We start from the raw sequence: 13,917 nt of genomic DNA, 5'->3' as shown, positions 1-13,917 counted from the left end.
TCGGCGTGTGCGTCATGTCGTAGTCGCTGCGATAGGTGCGGCCCGGCACGATGATGCGATAGGGCGGCGGCCCGCCGCGCATGGTGCGCACCTGCACCGGCGAGGTGTGCGTGCGCAGCACCATCTGTTCGCCGTCGGCGCCGCGGTTGGGCAGATAGAAGGTGTCCTGCATCTGTCGCGCCGGATGCTCGGGCGGAATGTTCAGCGCGGTGAAATTGTGGAAGTCGTCTTCGATATCCGGGCCTTCGGCAATGCTGAAGCCCATGGCGGCGAAAATCTCGGTGATCTCGTCGATCACCTGGCTGACCGGATGGATGCGGCCCTGCTGCTCCGCGCTCTCGTTGAGCGGCAGCGTCATGTCGAGGGTTTCGGCCTTCAGCCTGGCCTCGATGGCGGCATCGCCCAGCATGGCCTTGCGCGCCTCGATGGCCGCGGTGAGGGTGTTCTTCACTTCATTCAGCTGCTGGGCGCGTGCCTTGCGGTCGTCAGGCGCCAGTGTGCCGAGTTCTTTCAGTGCGGCCGACAGCCAGCCCTTCTTGCCGAGCACCGCAAGGCGGGCCTCTTCCAGGGCATCCAGAGTCTGGGCGGCAGCAATGGCGCCTTCGGTTTCGGCGGCCAGTCTGGCGATCTCGGTCATGCTTCCTCTTTACTGCTCAACGATAAGCCGGCGACGCGACAGTGGTATTGCAGGCAAAACAAAGGGGGCCGTGGTGACGGCCCCCTTCGCAAACGGTCGCTAAGTCTGAAACTGCGAGTGCGGGCCGATCAGGCCGCCGCGGCAGGCAGGGCCGCTTTGGCCTGCGCCACCAGGGCGTTGAAGGACTCGGGCTCGTGGACGGCGAGATCAGCCAGAACCTTGCGGTCGATCTCGATGCCGGCGAGCGCGAGGCCGTTGATAAATCGGCCGTAGGTCAGACCCTGCTCGCGGGCGGCAGCGTTGATGCGCTGGATCCAGAGCGAGCGGAAGTTGCGCTTCTTGGCGCGACGGTCGCGGAACGCATACTGCAGTCCCTTTTCGACCTTCTCGATCGCGACGCGGAAGACGGTGGAATTGCGGCCACGGTAGCCCTTGGCGAGCTTCAGGACCTTCTTGTGGCGGGCATGGGCGGTAACGCCCCGCTTAACACGTGCCATATCAGTGTCTCCTTAACTCAGGCGTTGGGCAGGTAGTTCTTGATGATCTTGCGCGCGTCGCCTTCAAACACCACGGCGGTGCCGCGATGATTCCGGATCTGCTTGTTGGTGCGCTTGATCATGCCGTGACGCTTGCCCGCATGGGCCCGCTTCACCTTACCCGTCGCCGTGAGCTTAAAGCGCTTCTTGGCCGAGCTTTTGGTCTTCAACTTGGGCATTTCATAACCTCCGAAGGTATGGAGTGATCTTCAAGGCGAACTCGGCAGCCCTTCCAGCCGGAACGCCCGATACGAGCGCGCGGTTTTAGCGGCCAATCCCTGGGATTGCAAGGCGCATTGCCCGGCCGGCCGCAGATGGATTTCCCTGTGGTTTTCCGGCCTCAGGGGCCGTTAACCGGTGGAGCCCCCTGCCGGAGGCCATGCCGGACGCCGGAGGTGGGCTTTACGCTAGGGAAACCGCCCGTATCCCGGTCATCCGGGCCCGGCCGAGTCCCGGCGGAGACTCCGACGCAGCCTGTTAACCATTTCCGAGTCGCCCGGCCCGGACCCCGTTTCACCCGCCGGGCGCGCAGCCCGGCCGCCACAGCGCAGCCGGCGGTCGAGAGTGCAGGAAAGACTCCAGAATCTGTGCGCATATGCTTGAAAAACCACAGTCTTGTCACCACATGACTGATCGAGGGCAGGTATGAAAAAACGGCATTTTTGGCCGCTTTTACATGATTGTCGCACCATGAGGTTTCGCGCTTGCAAAACAGGGAACGACCGCTAGTATCACGCGGGTTCGCGGTACCCCGCCGGACGCCGCCGTACCTCATGATCCTGGCTTCCGTGACATGACCCCCCGTTCGCCGCCGCGCTTCTGGCGCTGCCGGACCGGGACGAACTGTCACTCAAAACCAGTTTCACGGTGCCCGGTCTTTTAGTGGTAACCTGCCGCGTAACTGAACCTTTGCAGGCCGATGTTGAACAGCAATCAATTCTCCTCGCTCGATCTCGTTGAACCCATTCAGCGTGCCCTGACGGCTGAAAAGCACGTCGCGCCAACGCCGATCCAGGCGAAAGCGATCCCACATCTGCTTCAGGGCCGCGATCTGCTCGGGCAGGCGGAAGCCGGTGCTGGCAAGACCGTCGCCTTCACCCTGCCGATCCTGCAGCACCTGTCCATCGACCGTCATCCGGCCGGCCCGCGCAAGGTGCGCGCGCTGATCCTGACCACGTCGCGCGAGCGCGTGCAGCATATCCAGGAAAGCTTCCGCGCCTACGGCCGCTTCGTCAGGCTGAGCCAGGTCACCGTCTATGAAGGCCCCGGCAAGGCGGCGCAGGCCCAGGCGCTGTCGCGCGGCATCGACATCCTGATCGGCACGCCCGGCCGCGTGGTCGAACTGATCAATGCCGGCCAGCTGGAGCTGAACAAGCTCGAGATCATGGTGCTGGACGAGACCGACCGCATGCTGGAACTCGGCGTCACCAACGAGCTGCGCGCCATCTTCGAGGCCGCACCGACCGAGCGCCAGACCATCGTGTTTGCCACCACCCTGCCGGCTGAGATCAAGCAGCTGGCCGACAACCTGCTGACCGATCCGGTCACCGTGCTGGCCAATCCGCCGGCGCCGCGCCTGATCACCACCGCCCAGTCGGCCCGTATCCGCGACACCGAAGCCCGGCGCCGCGTGCGGGACCTGCTGCCGGAACGCATGGCCGGCCGTCGATAAAACTGGCGGCGCAACCCGGGGATTCCCGGTTGACCGAAAGAACAGGTAACCAAATCTAAAGTATACCCAGGCGCCCGCTTCTCCAGCGGGCGCTTGTTTTTGCGCCGCCCGTGATCCAGATTTTTCCACGGGGACAAGGCCGTAGCGCCGTTCGGCAACCAAAAATCAACCATATCGGCGCTACAGCAGACTGTCCGAGTCTGAATCTGGATACGACATTGGTGGTGAAGGAGAGCCCTGAGCAGTCCGAGGAAGTGACCTGGCGCGAGAAGCTGCGCGCCTGGTGGCATGGCGATGATTATGTCATGCAGCACACGATCAAGGACTATGCCGAACCCGCGCAGGCGGAGGGCGAAGCCGTCGAGGAGGCGCCGAAAGAGGTGCCCAGCATCGACAGCTGGTCGCCGCGCCGGCGCCAGGTGGTGCAGAAGCTGTTCGGCGAAGGCTTCAACCAGCCGGGCGGCGAGGAACTGATGAAGCCGCTGGTCGCCCCGCTCGGCCTCAATCCCAACATGTCGATCACCGAACTGGGCAGCGGCATGGGCGGCATGACCCGCCTGATGGCCCGTGAGAATCTGTGGATCGACGCCTATGAGCCCGATCCGGAACTGGCCGCCGCCTCGATCGACCTGGCCAAGAGCCAGGGTGTGAAGCAGCGCACCAATATCAAGGTCGGCTCGCTCGACGACCTCAACTTCAAGCGCAAGAGTGTCGACGTCTTCCTGTCCAAGGACGGGCTGATGAGCGTGCAGGACAAGCGCCTGCTGCTGGCCAAGCTGCGCGCGGCGATGAAGCCGAACGGCCAGCTGATGTTCACCGATTTCCTGCTGACCGGATCGACCGAAAGCCGCGTCTATGAAGTGTGGTGGGACCGCGAGCCGGTGAAGCCGCATCTGCTGACGCCCGAAGGCCTGCAGGCCGAACTGGAGAGCCTGAACTTCGTCATCTGCTACATGGAAGACGTCACCCATGAGCTGAAATCCGCAGTGATCGAGTCCTTCGCCAACTATGCCGAGGAAGTGAAGCTGAAGGGCAAGGCGGTGGACGAGAACGAGCGCGAATGGGCGATCTGCGAGGGCGAGCACTGGGCGATCCGCGTCAGCGCCATGGACGCCAACATCATCCGGCTGTATCGCGTCTTCTGCCGCGTGGTGGATTGAGCGGCGGTGTCGATGCGCCTTTGCGTACTGTCATTCGCACTACTCCTTTTGGCTGCCGGCATGACAGATGCCGCCGCCCAGAGCCGCATCCGCATCAGCTCGGACTGGGGTGTGCTGACGGCGACCCTGGCCGATAACGATGCCGGCCGCGCGCTCGCGCGCATGCTGCCGCTCACGCTGGAAACGCATGATCATTTGCGGCAGGAGAAGGTCGGAACCCTGCCGCGTTCGTTGCCGGAAATTGCACGCCAGCGCGGCTTTCAACCGGGCACACTCGGCATCTGGAACGCGGACCGGTTTGTGATTTATTACGTGCGCGGCGAGGTGCCGAATCCCGGCATCATGATCGTGGGTCAGGTCGACGGCAACACCGCGATCTACGACCGGCCCGGCTCGGTCACTGTGCGGATCGAACGGATCGACTGAGCGCCCTAAGCGGTCAGATCGGCTTCTTCAACATCAGCCAGACCGCCACGGCGGCCGGCAATCCGAACACCACCAGATGCACCAGCAGTTCGGCCTGCACCGAATAGCCGGCTTTCGTCACGCCCACATAGCCATTGTAGAACGACACCGCCGCCCATACCGGCAGAAACAGCCGAGGGCCGTTGACGACCATGCGGCCGGCGCGGCGGTTGAGCAGGCGGCCGATGAACCAGAAGGCGGCCAGCACCGCCAGGCCCAGCATCGTCATCATCAGCATATGCATGGTGTGGCCCTCCAGACTGAATGCAGAATTCAGCCTAGCACATCCGCATAATCGTCATTCCCGCGAAAGCGGGAATCCAGAACGACCGAAAGACTGGGTCCCCGCGTGCGCGGGGACGACAAGAGGAGAGCTACAAAGAAAAAGGGCCGCATCGCTGCGGCCCTTTTCGTATTCGATAGCTGAAAGCGTGCTTAGTGCAGCTTGGCCTTCACATCGCCGATGGCGCGGTCGATCTGCGCGGCGGCGGCAGCACCCTGCAGCGACTGGCCGAGCACCTGGGTCGCGGCAGCAATCGCCAGTTCCACGGCCGTGTCGCGCACTTCCTGCACCGCCTGCTTTTCGGCCTGGGCGATCCGGTCTTCGGCCTGCTTGCGGCGACGCTCCAGGCTGAGCTTCAGCTCGGCCTCGGTGTCCTTCAGCAGGGCCTTCGCCTCGGCTTCGGCCGCGGCGACGATCTCCTCGGCTTCCTTGAGGGCGTTGCGCTGCTTGCGCTGGTATTCGGCGAAGAGATGCTGCGCGTCCTGGTGCAGCTTCTCGGCCTCATCCAGGCCCTGCTTGATGCGGGCGCCACGCTCGTCGAGCTGCGCCAGCACCTTGCCCGGAACCTTCAGATAGAAGATCAGGGCAAAGAACAGGACGAAGGCGACCAGAACCCAGAATGTCGGATCTTGGAACATGCTGACCCCCGGTCCTACGCGCTGCGCTTGGCCAGCGCCTGGGCAACGGCGGCTTCCACCGCGTCGTTGCTCGGCGCCGTGCCGCTCAGCCGGGCCACGACATCGGATGCCGCCTGCGCCGCGACCGACTGCAGCGAGGCGAGCGCCTGCTGCTTGGCCGCGAGGATGCTGGCTTCCGCCGCCTTGGTCCGTTCGCTGATCTCGGCTTCGAGCTTGGCCCGCACCGCAGCCTGTTCGGCCGCAATCCGGGTCCGCGTCTCGCCGGCAATCGTCTGGGCCTTGGCCCGCGCGCTTGCCAGCGCCTGCTCGTAGTCGGCGATCGCCTTCTCGGTCTCGCGCTTCAGCCGGGCCGCTTCCTCGAGATCGTGTTCCAGGCGCTTGCGGCGCCCGTCCACAACCTCAGCCACGCGCGGCAGCGCCAGCTTTGCCATCAACAGATAGAGAATGGCAAAGCTGATCAGCAGCCAGACGAGCTGCGGCAGGAAAGTGGCTGTTTCGAGCTGAGGCATTTAACTCAGACGAACAGGATCAGCAGCGCGATCAGCAGCGCGAAGATGCCGAGCGCTTCGGTCACGGCGAAGCCCAGCATCAGGTTGCCGAACAGCTTCGGGGCAGCGCCCGGATTGCGCAGCGCGCCATTGAGGAAGTTCGCGAAGATCAGACCCACGCCGATCGCCGCGCCGCCCATGCCGATCGCCGCAATGCCGGCACCGATCATCTTGGCAGAAGCAAGATCCATGATACTCATCCTTCTTTCTAGGTTTGAACTGGTAAACGGTTGAACGAAAACAGATACGCTTAGTGGTGTTCCATATTCACGGCCTCGGCGAGGTAGAGGCAGGTGAGAATGGCGAACACATAGGCCTGCAGGAAGGCGATCAGGAATTCCAGCGCCGTCAGTGCAGTGACCATGATGAGCGGAAGAATGCCCGAAGCCGACATCACGCCGCCCATGCCGATCATCGACACGATGAAGCCGGCGAAGACCTTGAGCGTGGTGTGACCCGCCAGCATGTTGGCGCACAGGCGCAGCGACAGCGAAATCGGGCGCGATAGATAGGAGATGATCTCGATCGGCACGATGATCGGCGCCAGCCACATCGGCACGCCGGCCGGCATGAAATGGGTGAAGAAGTGGATGCCGTTGCGCACAATGGCGATCACCGTGATGCCGAGGAACACGACGATGGCGAGCGCGAAGGTGACGATGATGTGGCTGGTCACCGTGAAGCTGTAGGGCACCATGCCGAGCATGTTGGCCATCAGCACGAAGATGAACAGCGAGAAGATGAAGGGGAAATACTGGCGGCCGTTGGGACCGACATTCTCGCGCACCATATTGGCGACGAATTCGTAACTCAGCTCCGCCACCGACTGCAGGCGGCCCGGCACCAGGCTGCGCTGGCGCATGCCATAGACCATCAGCACAACGGCGCCGACCACGCTCAGCACCATGAACAGCGACGCGTTGGTAAACGAGAAGGCCTGCAGCTGGCCGCCCTCGCCGCACAGCGCGATGCACTTCACCTTGAACTGATCAAGCGGGCTGGCCACTGTTAGTCCCCTTCCTTTTTCGCGCCGCGCTCGCTGTCGGCGAGCTGCTGGCGCTGCATCATCATGCCCGTGCGGATCGCCGACCACATCGCGGCCGCGATCCCCAGCAGGATAAAACCAACCAGACCCCAGGGTGTCGTCCCGAGCCAGCGGTCGAGCCACCAGCCGATGAACACCGAAACACCGACCGCCGCGACCATCTCGATCGCCAGCGACCAGGCCTTGCCGACCGTCGCCGTCTGGCGGGGATCGGCATCCGGGCGCCGCTTTGCCTTCTCTTCGGCCTGCCGCTCGCGCACCCCTTGCAGGTCGCGCTCGAGCTTGGCGAGGGCCGGATCATCGGCATCGCTGCTTTCCGCTGTCGGTCGATCCTGTTCAGCCATGGCGTGATACCCCCGGCGCCAGGGGCGACCGCCCCCAGAAAGCGCGGGCACCATAGAAACCGGGGGAGTCAGCGTCAAGCCGCCGGGTCGCCCCGCAGGATTTAAGAATCACTCGCATCTGCCAAATCAACCCCTTTGCAACACTTGGGTTTTTCAGGGCTATTCGTGAAAGCATGCAGGCCACTGTTTGCACTGTGGCGGCGATCCGGCAGGGGGGCTCCGAACTGCGACAATCTGCCACACCAGGCCCGAATCGGCCGCGAAGCGCAGCGGTTCAGGGCAACTCGGCCGGCAGGTCGGCGCAGGGATAATAGGTGACGTCCGGCCCGACATGGGGCGGGTGGCCGGCCTGGGTGATCGGGTCGAAGTGATACAGCGACAGGCCGAAGATGCCATAGGGCTGGCCCCGGGCATCGCTGAGCGGCACCACCAGCCGTTCGGCGCCCTTTTCCTGCAGGGCCCGGGGGGCAATATGGCGGTAGCTGACATGCAGCGCCGGGGTCAGCAGGATGCGGCGGTAGATCTGGTGGGCGATGGCGGCGCTTTCGGCCGGCATGAAATCCTGCGGCTGCTTGCCGGTGATGTTGGTGCCCCAGGCCTCGTTGACCTGTTCGCCTGACAGCCGGCAGACAAAGCTGTCGCTATCGGCGCGATACTGGAACAGCCAGACATGCGGCAGGCAGGGCTTGATCGCGGCCGGCGCGAGCGCGTCGCGCGGCATGGAGAGGCCCACACGACTGCTGGCCCAGTGGCGCAACAACTGTAAAAAGCGCGGATCGCGCAGCACCGGCCACTGGCCCGGTGCGGCGACCCGGCCGATATCGCCCTGAGACTCGTGATCCGTCTGCCTGCTCATCCAGCATCATGCTAGGCGAGACCGAGTTGGCCGTCGAGCGGCACCCCCCTGTGGAAAAACAGTACCGGCGCCACCCCGATCAGGGCTTGGCGTTCAGGGCGGTGTCGCCGGCAGGCCGGCGCAGTCATACAGGGTGACGGCGCCCTGCATGTTCAGCGGATCCACGAAGCTGGTCTGCGTGCCGAGATCATACAGCGTCAGCCCGAACACGCCGTAAGGCGAACCATCGTCGCGCGCCAGCGGCACGATCAGGCGTTCGGCACTCTGCACCATGCCATCGGTCGGTGCGATGCGGCGGCGGCTGACCTGGATGGCGGGCAGGTCCAACATGCGGCGGTACAGCTTCGGCACGCGGGCCTGCATGGCCGGCGGCATGAAGACGCTGGCCCGCTTGCCGATCAGGCTGCGGCCCCAGGCCTCGTTCACCGCCTCGCCAGCCAGGGTGCAGATGAAGTCATTGTCATCAGGCAGGTATTTGTAGAGCCAGACATGCGGCAGGCAGTCGCGGATGGCAGACGGATCAATCGCCGAACGCGGCGCGGTCGGGCCGACACGGCGCTCGGCCCAGTGGCGCAGCAATGTGCGAAAGCGCGCATCGACCAGCCCCGGCCAGCAGCCGGGTGCAGCCATGGTGATGTCATGGGCGGTCAATGCCGCTGTACTGTCATCCTGCATGATTCCCACCCTGGCGCCGGCTGCATATCGGCGTTGCTTATGGCCACGATCATAGGCCACACGGCAGGTTCGTCCACATCATCGTGGCAGGCCAGCCGGACCAGGGGGATCAGGCGTGGGTGCCGCAGAGTTTGCAGGCCGGATCGCGCCGCAGTTTCACGGTGCGGACATCGCCGCGCAATGCGTCATACAGCAGGAGGCGCCCGGACAGGCTGTCGCCCAGATCGAGCAGTTCCTTCACCACTTCCAGCGCCTGCAGGCTGCCCATCACGCCGCCCAGCGCCCCCAGCACGCCGGCCTCGGAACAGGCTGGCACGCTGCCCGCCGGCGGCGGCTCGGGGAAGACGCAGCGGTAGCAGGGATGCGGCGCGCCCTGCCAGGGCTTGAAGGTGGAGAGCTGGCCGTCGAAGCGCAGGATCGCTGCCGTCACCAGGGTCTTCTTCAGGCGATAGCAGGTGTCGTTGACCAGGAAGCGGGTATCGAAATTGTCGCTGCCATCGGCAACGAGATCGTAGGCGCCGATCAACGCATCGGCATTCTGCGGCGTCAGCCGCTCGGTATGCTCGATGACGCGCACATGCGGGTTGAGGCCGGCAATCGCCACGGCGGCACTTTCGGTCTTTTTGCGGCCGACATCCTCGGTGCCATGCAGCACCTGGCGCTGCAGGTTCGACACCGACACGGTGTCGTCATCGACAATGCCGAGCGTACCGATGCCGGCAGCCGCCAGATACAGCAGCAGCGGCGAGCCCAGGCCGCCGGCGCCGATCACCAGCACGCGCGCAGTTTTCAGCCGCTGCTGCCCGGCACCACCCACTTCCGGCAGGATGATATGCCGGGAATAGCGTTCGAGTTCGTCCTTGCTGAACACGGCACTCACAGGCCGTCGAACAGCGCGGTCGACAGATAGCGTTCGGCAAAGGAGGGGATGATGACCACCACGGTCTTGCCCTCCATGCCGGGCCGCGCCGCCACTTCGAGGCCGGCGGCAATCGCAGCGCCAGACGAGATGCCGGCCGGGATGCCCTCCATGCGCGCCATGCGGCGCGAGGTCTCAAAAGCCGTCTCGTTGCCGATGGTGATGATCTCGTCGATCAGTTTGGTATCCAGGTTGCCGGGAATGAAACCGGCACCGATGCCCTGGATCTTGTGCGGGCCCGGCTTGCCGCCGGAAATCACCGGGCTGTCTTCCGGCTCCACCGCGATCATGCGCAAGCCCGGCTTCTTGGCCTTCAGCACGCTGCCCACACCAGTCAGGGTGCCGCCGGTGCCGACGCCGGAAATCACCACATCCACCTTGCCCGCCGTATCGACCCAGATTTCCTCCGCTGTGGTGTGGCGGTGGATCTCGGGATTGGCCGGATTCTCGAACTGCTGCGGAATCACGCTGCCGGGGACTTCCTTCAGCAGCTCTTCGGCGCGGGCCAGCGCGCCCTTCATGCCCAGTCCCGGCGGCGTCAGTTCCAGTTCGGCGCCGAGGAACTTGAGCATCTTGCGACGCTCCAGCGACATGCTTTCCGGCATGACGAGAATCAGGCGATAACCCTTGGCGGCGGCCACGAAGGCGAGCGCAATGCCGGTGTTGCCCGAGGTCGGTTCGATGATGGTGGACCCGGCCTTGAGCTTGCCGGCGGCTTCCAGCGCCTCGATCATGGCAATGCCGATGCGATCCTTCACCGAGGACAGCGGATTGAAGAATTCCAGCTTGGCCAGCAGATCGGCCTTGGCGCCGGCCTCTTTCGCCAGACGGTTGATGCGCACCAGCGGCGTGGCGCCGATGGTATCGACAATCGAGTCATACACCTTGCCGCGCGGCGGATTGTAGGTGCGGATCGTGTTGGGTCGCGCCTGGGTCATACTATCCTCCCGCTGTCGCGGTGCTGGTTATTGTTGATGTCAGATCGCGAAATTGTCGGCGCCTTCAAGCTGGGCGGCAAAGCCACTGGTTTCCGCGCGGGCGCACAGATCCTCCAGCGTGATCTTGTCGATCCGCGCCATGATCGCCACCTGGCATTCTTCCCAGATCGGCTGCACGGTGCGGCGGCCCAGTTCGGAGCCGGCGGAGAAATCCTCCTCGCCCTCGGCATCCAGCTCCGACACGATGCGCACCACCTCGCCCACCGTGATGCGGCGGCGTTCGCGCGCCAGCGTGTAGCCGCCGCGCGGGCCGCGCACGCCCTTGAGGATGCCGTTGCGCACCAGATGCTGCATCACCTGTTCCAGATAGCGCTGCGGCACATTCTGCCGGGTGGCGATATCCTTGGACTGCACCGGCTCCGGCCGCGCGTGGAAGGCGATATCGACCACGGCTTCCAGCGCATGCATGGTGCGCCGCGTACACTTCAACATGGTGTCAGTCTCCTGCTGCTGTCTTCTGCGTGCTTTGGGGCGTTGCCACACCCGTAGAACCGAATCCGCCGGCACCGCGCTGGGTTTCCGGCAACTCGGCCACCGGCACCCATTCGACGCGGCTGTAGGCGGCGACGATCATCTGCGCGATGCGCTCGCCGCGATTGATGGTGAACGGCGCATCGCCGTGATTGATCAGCACCACGCCGACCTCGCCGCGATAATCGGCATCGATGGTGCCGGGCGAATTCAGCACGGTGATGCCATGCTTGAAGGCCAGCCCCGACCGCGGGCGCACCTGCGCCTCGAAACCGGGCGGCACGGCGATGCTGATCCCGGTCGGCACCAGCTTGCGCTGGCCGGGCTGCAGCACGATGGACTCCGCCACGGCGGCCAGCAGGTCGAAACCGGCGGCATCCTCGGTGGCATAGGCCGGCAGCGGCTGGCCGGCCGCATGCGGCAGCTGCTTAATCGGCACATGCAGGGGTACAGGACGCGACATCACGAACCTTTCTTGGCGTTTTTCTTGATCGGTGCGTCGTTGAACGACGCGGCAATGCGGGCCGCAAGGCGTGCGGCCACTTCGGTCTTGCTCAAACGCGGCCAGTCCTCGACGCCGCTGGCCGTCACCAGATGCACGGCATTGCTGTCGCCGCCAAACGTGCCGGTGCCGTCCGAGACATCATTGGCCAGAATCCAGTCGCAGCCCTTCGACTGCAGCTTTTTCTGCGCATGCATGACGACGTTTTCGGTCTCGGCGGCAAAGCCGACCACCAGGGCCGGGCGACGCCGGGCATCGGTGGTGCTGATGGCGCGCAGGATGTCGGGATTCTCGGCCAGTTTCAGCACCGGCGGCAGTTCGCCGGTCTTCTTCATCTTCTGCGACGCTTCCACCGCCACGCGCCAGTCGGCGACGGCGGCTGCTGCCACGAAAATATCGACCGGAAGATCGAGGAAGCAGGCCGAGAACATGTCGCGCGCGGCTTCCACATGCACGGTCTTCACGCCCGCCGGATCGGGCAGCGTCACCGGCCCGGTCACCAGGGTCACATCGGCGCCCCGCGCGGCCAGGGCTGCGGCAATCGCATGGCCCTGCTTGCCCGAGGAGCGGTTGGCGATATAGCGCACCGGGTCGATCGCCTCATGCGTCGGGCCCGAGGTGACGATGGCGCGCCGGCCCTTCAGATCCTGCACAATCGGTTGAACAGTGGCGGTCTGCACGGTCGCGGGCTGGTCACCACGCGGCTGCACCAGCCCCAGATGCCGGGGCAGCGGCTTGCCGAACTGCGCCTCGATGGCGGCGACGATTTCCAGCGGCTCGGCCATGCGGCCCGGGCCGTATTCGCCGCAGGCCATCTCGCCGTCATTCGGCCCGATGACGGCGACGCCGTCGCCCTTCAGGCGTTCGAGATTGCGCTGGGTGGCCGGGTGGTACCACATGCGCACATTCATCGCCGGCGCGACGAGAACAGGCTTATCGGTGGCCAGCAAAAGAGTGGTCGCCATGTCGTCGGCCAGGCCATGGGCCATGCGGGCGAGGATATTGGCGGTGGCGGGCGCGACCACCACCAGATCGGCATCGCGCGACAGCTCGATATGGCCCATCTCGGCTTCGTCGGTCAGCGAGAACAGATCGCTGGACACCTTCTCGCCACTGAGCGAGGAGACACTGAGCGGGGTGACGAACTGCGCGGCGGATTCAGTCATGGCACAGCGCACGCTGACGCCGCGCTCGCGCAGGCGCCGGATCAGCTCCAGCGCCTTGTAGGCGGCAATGCCGCCGGAAATCACCAGCAGGATCCGCTTGCCCTTCAGCATTGTTTCCTCAGGTTCCCGGGCCTCCGGGTGGGGCATGCGACAGGGCGCAATACCACGCAACCGGAATGTGCTTCAGGTTAATCTACCCGATTGGAAACTACAAGGCTTTCAGGGGTAATTAGACGTGCTGGCCGCCGTTGATGTGGATTTCGGCGCCATTCACATAGGATGAGGTCTGGGTGCACAGGAAATAGATGGTGGATGCCACCTCTTCCGGCTTGCCCAGCCGGTGCATCGGGATATCCCGGCGCACGATCTCGTCGGTGCCGGGCGACAGGATCGAGGTGTCGATCTCGCCCGGCGCAATGGCGTTGACCCGCACATTATACGGGCCGAATTCCCAGGCCATCTCGCGGGTCAGCGCCGCCAGCGCCGCCTTCGAGGTGGCATAGGCCATGCCGGCAAAGGGATGCACGCGGCCGCCGGCAATCGAGGTGACATTAACGATCGAGCCCTGGGCGGCCTTCAGCTCGTCGAACAGGCCGCGCGCCAGCAGCGCCACCGAAAACAGGTTGACGTTGTAGACATGCATCAGCGTCTTGAGATCGGTATCGAGCACGCCGAGCCGCGACCCGCCCGGTCCCTTGGGCGAGATGGCGGCATTGCTGACCAGCGCATCGAGCTTGCCATCGGGCAGCCGGGTCTTGAGATCGGCGATCATCGCCGGCAACTGCTCGATATCGTTCAGGTCCATCTGCACATGGCTTTCCGCGCCGCCCTCCCAGGGGCAGTGTTCGGAAAACGGATGACGCGAGACGGTGAAGACCCGCCAGCCTGCGGCGGAGAAGCGCTTGACGGTGGCATGGCCGATGCCGCGGCTGGCGCCGGTGAGAATGAGAGTGCGTTGACGGTCCGACATGGGCTGAGAACCTATCGCAACACTATGCTGCA

19 protein-coding genes and 1 pseudogene are annotated in these 13,917 nt (G+C 64.6%); 3 read left to right on the top strand and 17 right to left on the bottom strand.

All coding sequences use genetic code 11. The annotated features are described in order from the left end of the window. The 3 genes and pseudogenes from AAG821_RS13435 to rpmI all read right to left on the bottom strand — a co-directional run. Positions 1-637 (bottom strand): annotated as a pseudogene (locus AAG821_RS13435) (phenylalanine--tRNA ligase subunit alpha); the annotation flags it as partial. Positions 638-765: 128 nt separating this feature from the next. Then, positions 766-1,134 (bottom strand): 50S ribosomal protein L20, encoded by a 369-nt coding sequence (gene rplT / locus AAG821_RS13430; RefSeq protein WP_341899234.1) that lies wholly within the window; start codon positions 1,132-1,134, stop codon positions 766-768. Positions 1,135-1,151: 17 nt separating this feature from the next. Further along, complete coding sequence (gene rpmI, locus AAG821_RS13425; RefSeq protein WP_144068321.1) at positions 1,152-1,352, bottom strand: 50S ribosomal protein L35; 201 nt, start codon at positions 1,350-1,352, stop codon at positions 1,152-1,154. Positions 1,353-2,092: 740 nt separating this feature from the next. Between rpmI and AAG821_RS13420 the strand changes: the two genes are divergently transcribed. From AAG821_RS13420 to AAG821_RS13410, 3 genes are all read left to right on the top strand, one after another. Then, a complete protein-coding gene (locus AAG821_RS13420) occupies positions 2,093-2,845 on the top strand; it encodes a DEAD/DEAH box helicase (RefSeq protein ID WP_341899230.1) in 753 nt (250 codons plus the stop codon). Between the two features lie 224 nt (positions 2,846-3,069). Then, positions 3,070-4,005 (top strand): methyltransferase domain-containing protein, encoded by a 936-nt coding sequence (locus tag AAG821_RS13415; protein ID WP_341913015.1) that lies wholly within the window; start codon positions 3,070-3,072, stop codon positions 4,003-4,005. Between the two features lie 12 nt (positions 4,006-4,017). Continuing rightward, positions 4,018-4,431: a cyclophilin-like fold protein gene (locus tag AAG821_RS13410; protein WP_341916307.1), complete on the top strand. Its 414-nt coding sequence runs from the start codon at positions 4,018-4,020 to the stop codon at positions 4,429-4,431. 13 nt (positions 4,432-4,444) lie between these two features. Here AAG821_RS13410 and AAG821_RS13405 read toward each other — a convergent pair whose 3' ends face one another. The 14 genes from AAG821_RS13405 to AAG821_RS13340 all read right to left on the bottom strand — a co-directional run bounded on the left by AAG821_RS13405 (position 4,445) and on the right by AAG821_RS13340 (position 13,885). After that, positions 4,445-4,714 (bottom strand): hypothetical protein, encoded by a 270-nt coding sequence (locus AAG821_RS13405; protein ID WP_341913013.1) that lies wholly within the window; start codon positions 4,712-4,714, stop codon positions 4,445-4,447. 191 nt (positions 4,715-4,905) lie between these two features. After that, entirely contained in the window at positions 4,906-5,391 is a 486-nt protein-coding gene (locus AAG821_RS13400; RefSeq protein WP_341899225.1) for a F0F1 ATP synthase subunit B, read from the bottom strand. A gap of 14 nt (positions 5,392-5,405) precedes the next feature. Then, positions 5,406-5,900 carry a F0F1 ATP synthase subunit B' gene (locus AAG821_RS13395; protein WP_341913011.1) on the bottom strand — a complete coding sequence of 165 codons (495 nt, stop codon included), beginning with the start codon at positions 5,898-5,900 and terminating at the stop codon, positions 5,406-5,408. A gap of 5 nt (positions 5,901-5,905) precedes the next feature. Next, positions 5,906-6,130 carry a F0F1 ATP synthase subunit C gene (locus AAG821_RS13390; protein WP_144068315.1) on the bottom strand — a complete coding sequence of 75 codons (225 nt, stop codon included), beginning with the start codon at positions 6,128-6,130 and terminating at the stop codon, positions 5,906-5,908. Positions 6,131-6,189: 59 nt separating this feature from the next. Continuing rightward, positions 6,190-6,945: a F0F1 ATP synthase subunit A gene (locus tag AAG821_RS13385; RefSeq protein ID WP_341913007.1), complete on the bottom strand. Its 756-nt coding sequence runs from the start codon at positions 6,943-6,945 to the stop codon at positions 6,190-6,192. Between the two features lie 2 nt (positions 6,946-6,947). Beyond that, positions 6,948-7,328, bottom strand: a complete 381-nt coding sequence (locus AAG821_RS13380) for an AtpZ/AtpI family protein (RefSeq protein ID WP_341913005.1) — start codon at positions 7,326-7,328, stop codon at positions 6,948-6,950. Between the two features lie 274 nt (positions 7,329-7,602). Beyond that, positions 7,603-8,184, bottom strand: coding sequence for a PAS domain-containing protein (locus AAG821_RS13375; protein WP_341913003.1), 582 nt, complete (start codon positions 8,182-8,184; stop codon positions 7,603-7,605). Positions 8,185-8,277: 93 nt separating this feature from the next. Further along, a complete protein-coding gene (locus AAG821_RS13370; protein ID WP_341913001.1) occupies positions 8,278-8,859 on the bottom strand; it encodes a PAS domain-containing protein in 582 nt (193 codons plus the stop codon). Positions 8,860-8,968: 109 nt separating this feature from the next. Further along, complete coding sequence (gene moeB, locus AAG821_RS13365) at positions 8,969-9,739, bottom strand: molybdopterin-synthase adenylyltransferase MoeB (protein WP_341898210.1); 771 nt, start codon at positions 9,737-9,739, stop codon at positions 8,969-8,971. After that, positions 9,736-10,716 carry a cysteine synthase A gene (cysK, locus tag AAG821_RS13360; RefSeq protein WP_341912999.1) on the bottom strand — a complete coding sequence of 327 codons (981 nt, stop codon included), beginning with the start codon at positions 10,714-10,716 and terminating at the stop codon, positions 9,736-9,738. Before cysK ends, moeB begins: the two co-directional genes overlap by 4 nt. A 39-nt stretch (positions 10,717-10,755) precedes the next feature. Next, positions 10,756-11,208, bottom strand: a complete 453-nt coding sequence (locus AAG821_RS13355) for an Rrf2 family transcriptional regulator (protein ID WP_341912997.1) — start codon at positions 11,206-11,208, stop codon at positions 10,756-10,758. Between the two features lie 4 nt (positions 11,209-11,212). Then, positions 11,213-11,710 (bottom strand): dUTP diphosphatase, encoded by a 498-nt coding sequence (gene dut / locus AAG821_RS13350; protein ID WP_341912995.1) that lies wholly within the window; start codon positions 11,708-11,710, stop codon positions 11,213-11,215. Continuing rightward, on the bottom strand, positions 11,710-13,026 hold the full coding sequence (gene coaBC, locus AAG821_RS13345) for a bifunctional phosphopantothenoylcysteine decarboxylase/phosphopantothenate--cysteine ligase CoaBC (RefSeq protein ID WP_341912994.1): 1,317 nt from the start codon (positions 13,024-13,026) through the stop codon (positions 11,710-11,712). The genes dut and coaBC overlap by 1 nt, the downstream gene beginning before the upstream one ends. A gap of 118 nt (positions 13,027-13,144) precedes the next feature. Then, positions 13,145-13,885 (bottom strand): SDR family oxidoreductase, encoded by a 741-nt coding sequence (locus AAG821_RS13340; RefSeq protein ID WP_341898219.1) that lies wholly within the window; start codon positions 13,883-13,885, stop codon positions 13,145-13,147. Positions 13,886-13,917: the final 32 nt, after the last annotated feature.

It is taken from the genome of Ferrovibrio terrae, assembly GCF_943372915.1.
In the GTDB taxonomy this organism is placed as follows: Bacteria; Pseudomonadota; Alphaproteobacteria; order Ferrovibrionales; family Ferrovibrionaceae; genus Ferrovibrio; species Ferrovibrio terrae_A.
The sequence above is the reverse complement of the archived record's forward strand: the minus strand, read 5'-3'. Positions and strand labels throughout refer to the sequence as shown.

Excerpts from the sequence above, each read along its gene's own strand:
- AAG821_RS13370 (WP_341913001.1), bottom strand. The coding sequence starts at position 8,859 with ATGCAGGATGACAGTACAGCGGCATTGACCGCCCATGACATCACCATG.
- rpmI (WP_144068321.1), bottom strand. The coding sequence starts at position 1,352 with ATGCCCAAGTTGAAGACCAAAAGCTCGGCCAAGAAGCGCTTTAAGCTC.
- AAG821_RS13405 (WP_341913013.1), bottom strand. The coding sequence starts at position 4,714 with ATGCATATGCTGATGATGACGATGCTGGGCCTGGCGGTGCTGGCCGCC.
- rplT (WP_341899234.1), bottom strand. The coding sequence starts at position 1,134 with ATGGCACGTGTTAAGCGGGGCGTTACCGCCCATGCCCGCCACAAGAAG.
- coaBC (WP_341912994.1), bottom strand. The coding sequence starts at position 13,026 with ATGCTGAAGGGCAAGCGGATCCTGCTGGTGATTTCCGGCGGCATTGCC.
- AAG821_RS13355 (WP_341912997.1), bottom strand. The coding sequence starts at position 11,208 with ATGTTGAAGTGTACGCGGCGCACCATGCATGCGCTGGAAGCCGTGGTC.
- AAG821_RS13395 (WP_341913011.1), bottom strand. The coding sequence starts at position 5,900 with ATGCCTCAGCTCGAAACAGCCACTTTCCTGCCGCAGCTCGTCTGGCTG.
- AAG821_RS13400 (WP_341899225.1), bottom strand. The coding sequence starts at position 5,391 with ATGTTCCAAGATCCGACATTCTGGGTTCTGGTCGCCTTCGTCCTGTTC.
- AAG821_RS13375 (WP_341913003.1), bottom strand. The coding sequence starts at position 8,184 with ATGAGCAGGCAGACGGATCACGAGTCTCAGGGCGATATCGGCCGGGTC.
- AAG821_RS13410 (WP_341916307.1), top strand. The coding sequence starts at position 4,018 with ATGCGCCTTTGCGTACTGTCATTCGCACTACTCCTTTTGGCTGCCGGC.
- dut (WP_341912995.1), bottom strand. The coding sequence starts at position 11,710 with ATGTCGCGTCCTGTACCCCTGCATGTGCCGATTAAGCAGCTGCCGCAT.
- AAG821_RS13380 (WP_341913005.1), bottom strand. The coding sequence starts at position 7,328 with ATGGCTGAACAGGATCGACCGACAGCGGAAAGCAGCGATGCCGATGAT.
- AAG821_RS13420 (WP_341899230.1), top strand. The coding sequence starts at position 2,093 with ATGTTGAACAGCAATCAATTCTCCTCGCTCGATCTCGTTGAACCCATT.
- AAG821_RS13340 (WP_341898219.1), bottom strand. The coding sequence starts at position 13,885 with ATGTCGGACCGTCAACGCACTCTCATTCTCACCGGCGCCAGCCGCGGC.
- AAG821_RS13390 (WP_144068315.1), bottom strand. The coding sequence starts at position 6,130 with ATGGATCTTGCTTCTGCCAAGATGATCGGTGCCGGCATTGCGGCGATC.
- cysK (WP_341912999.1), bottom strand. The coding sequence starts at position 10,716 with ATGACCCAGGCGCGACCCAACACGATCCGCACCTACAATCCGCCGCGC.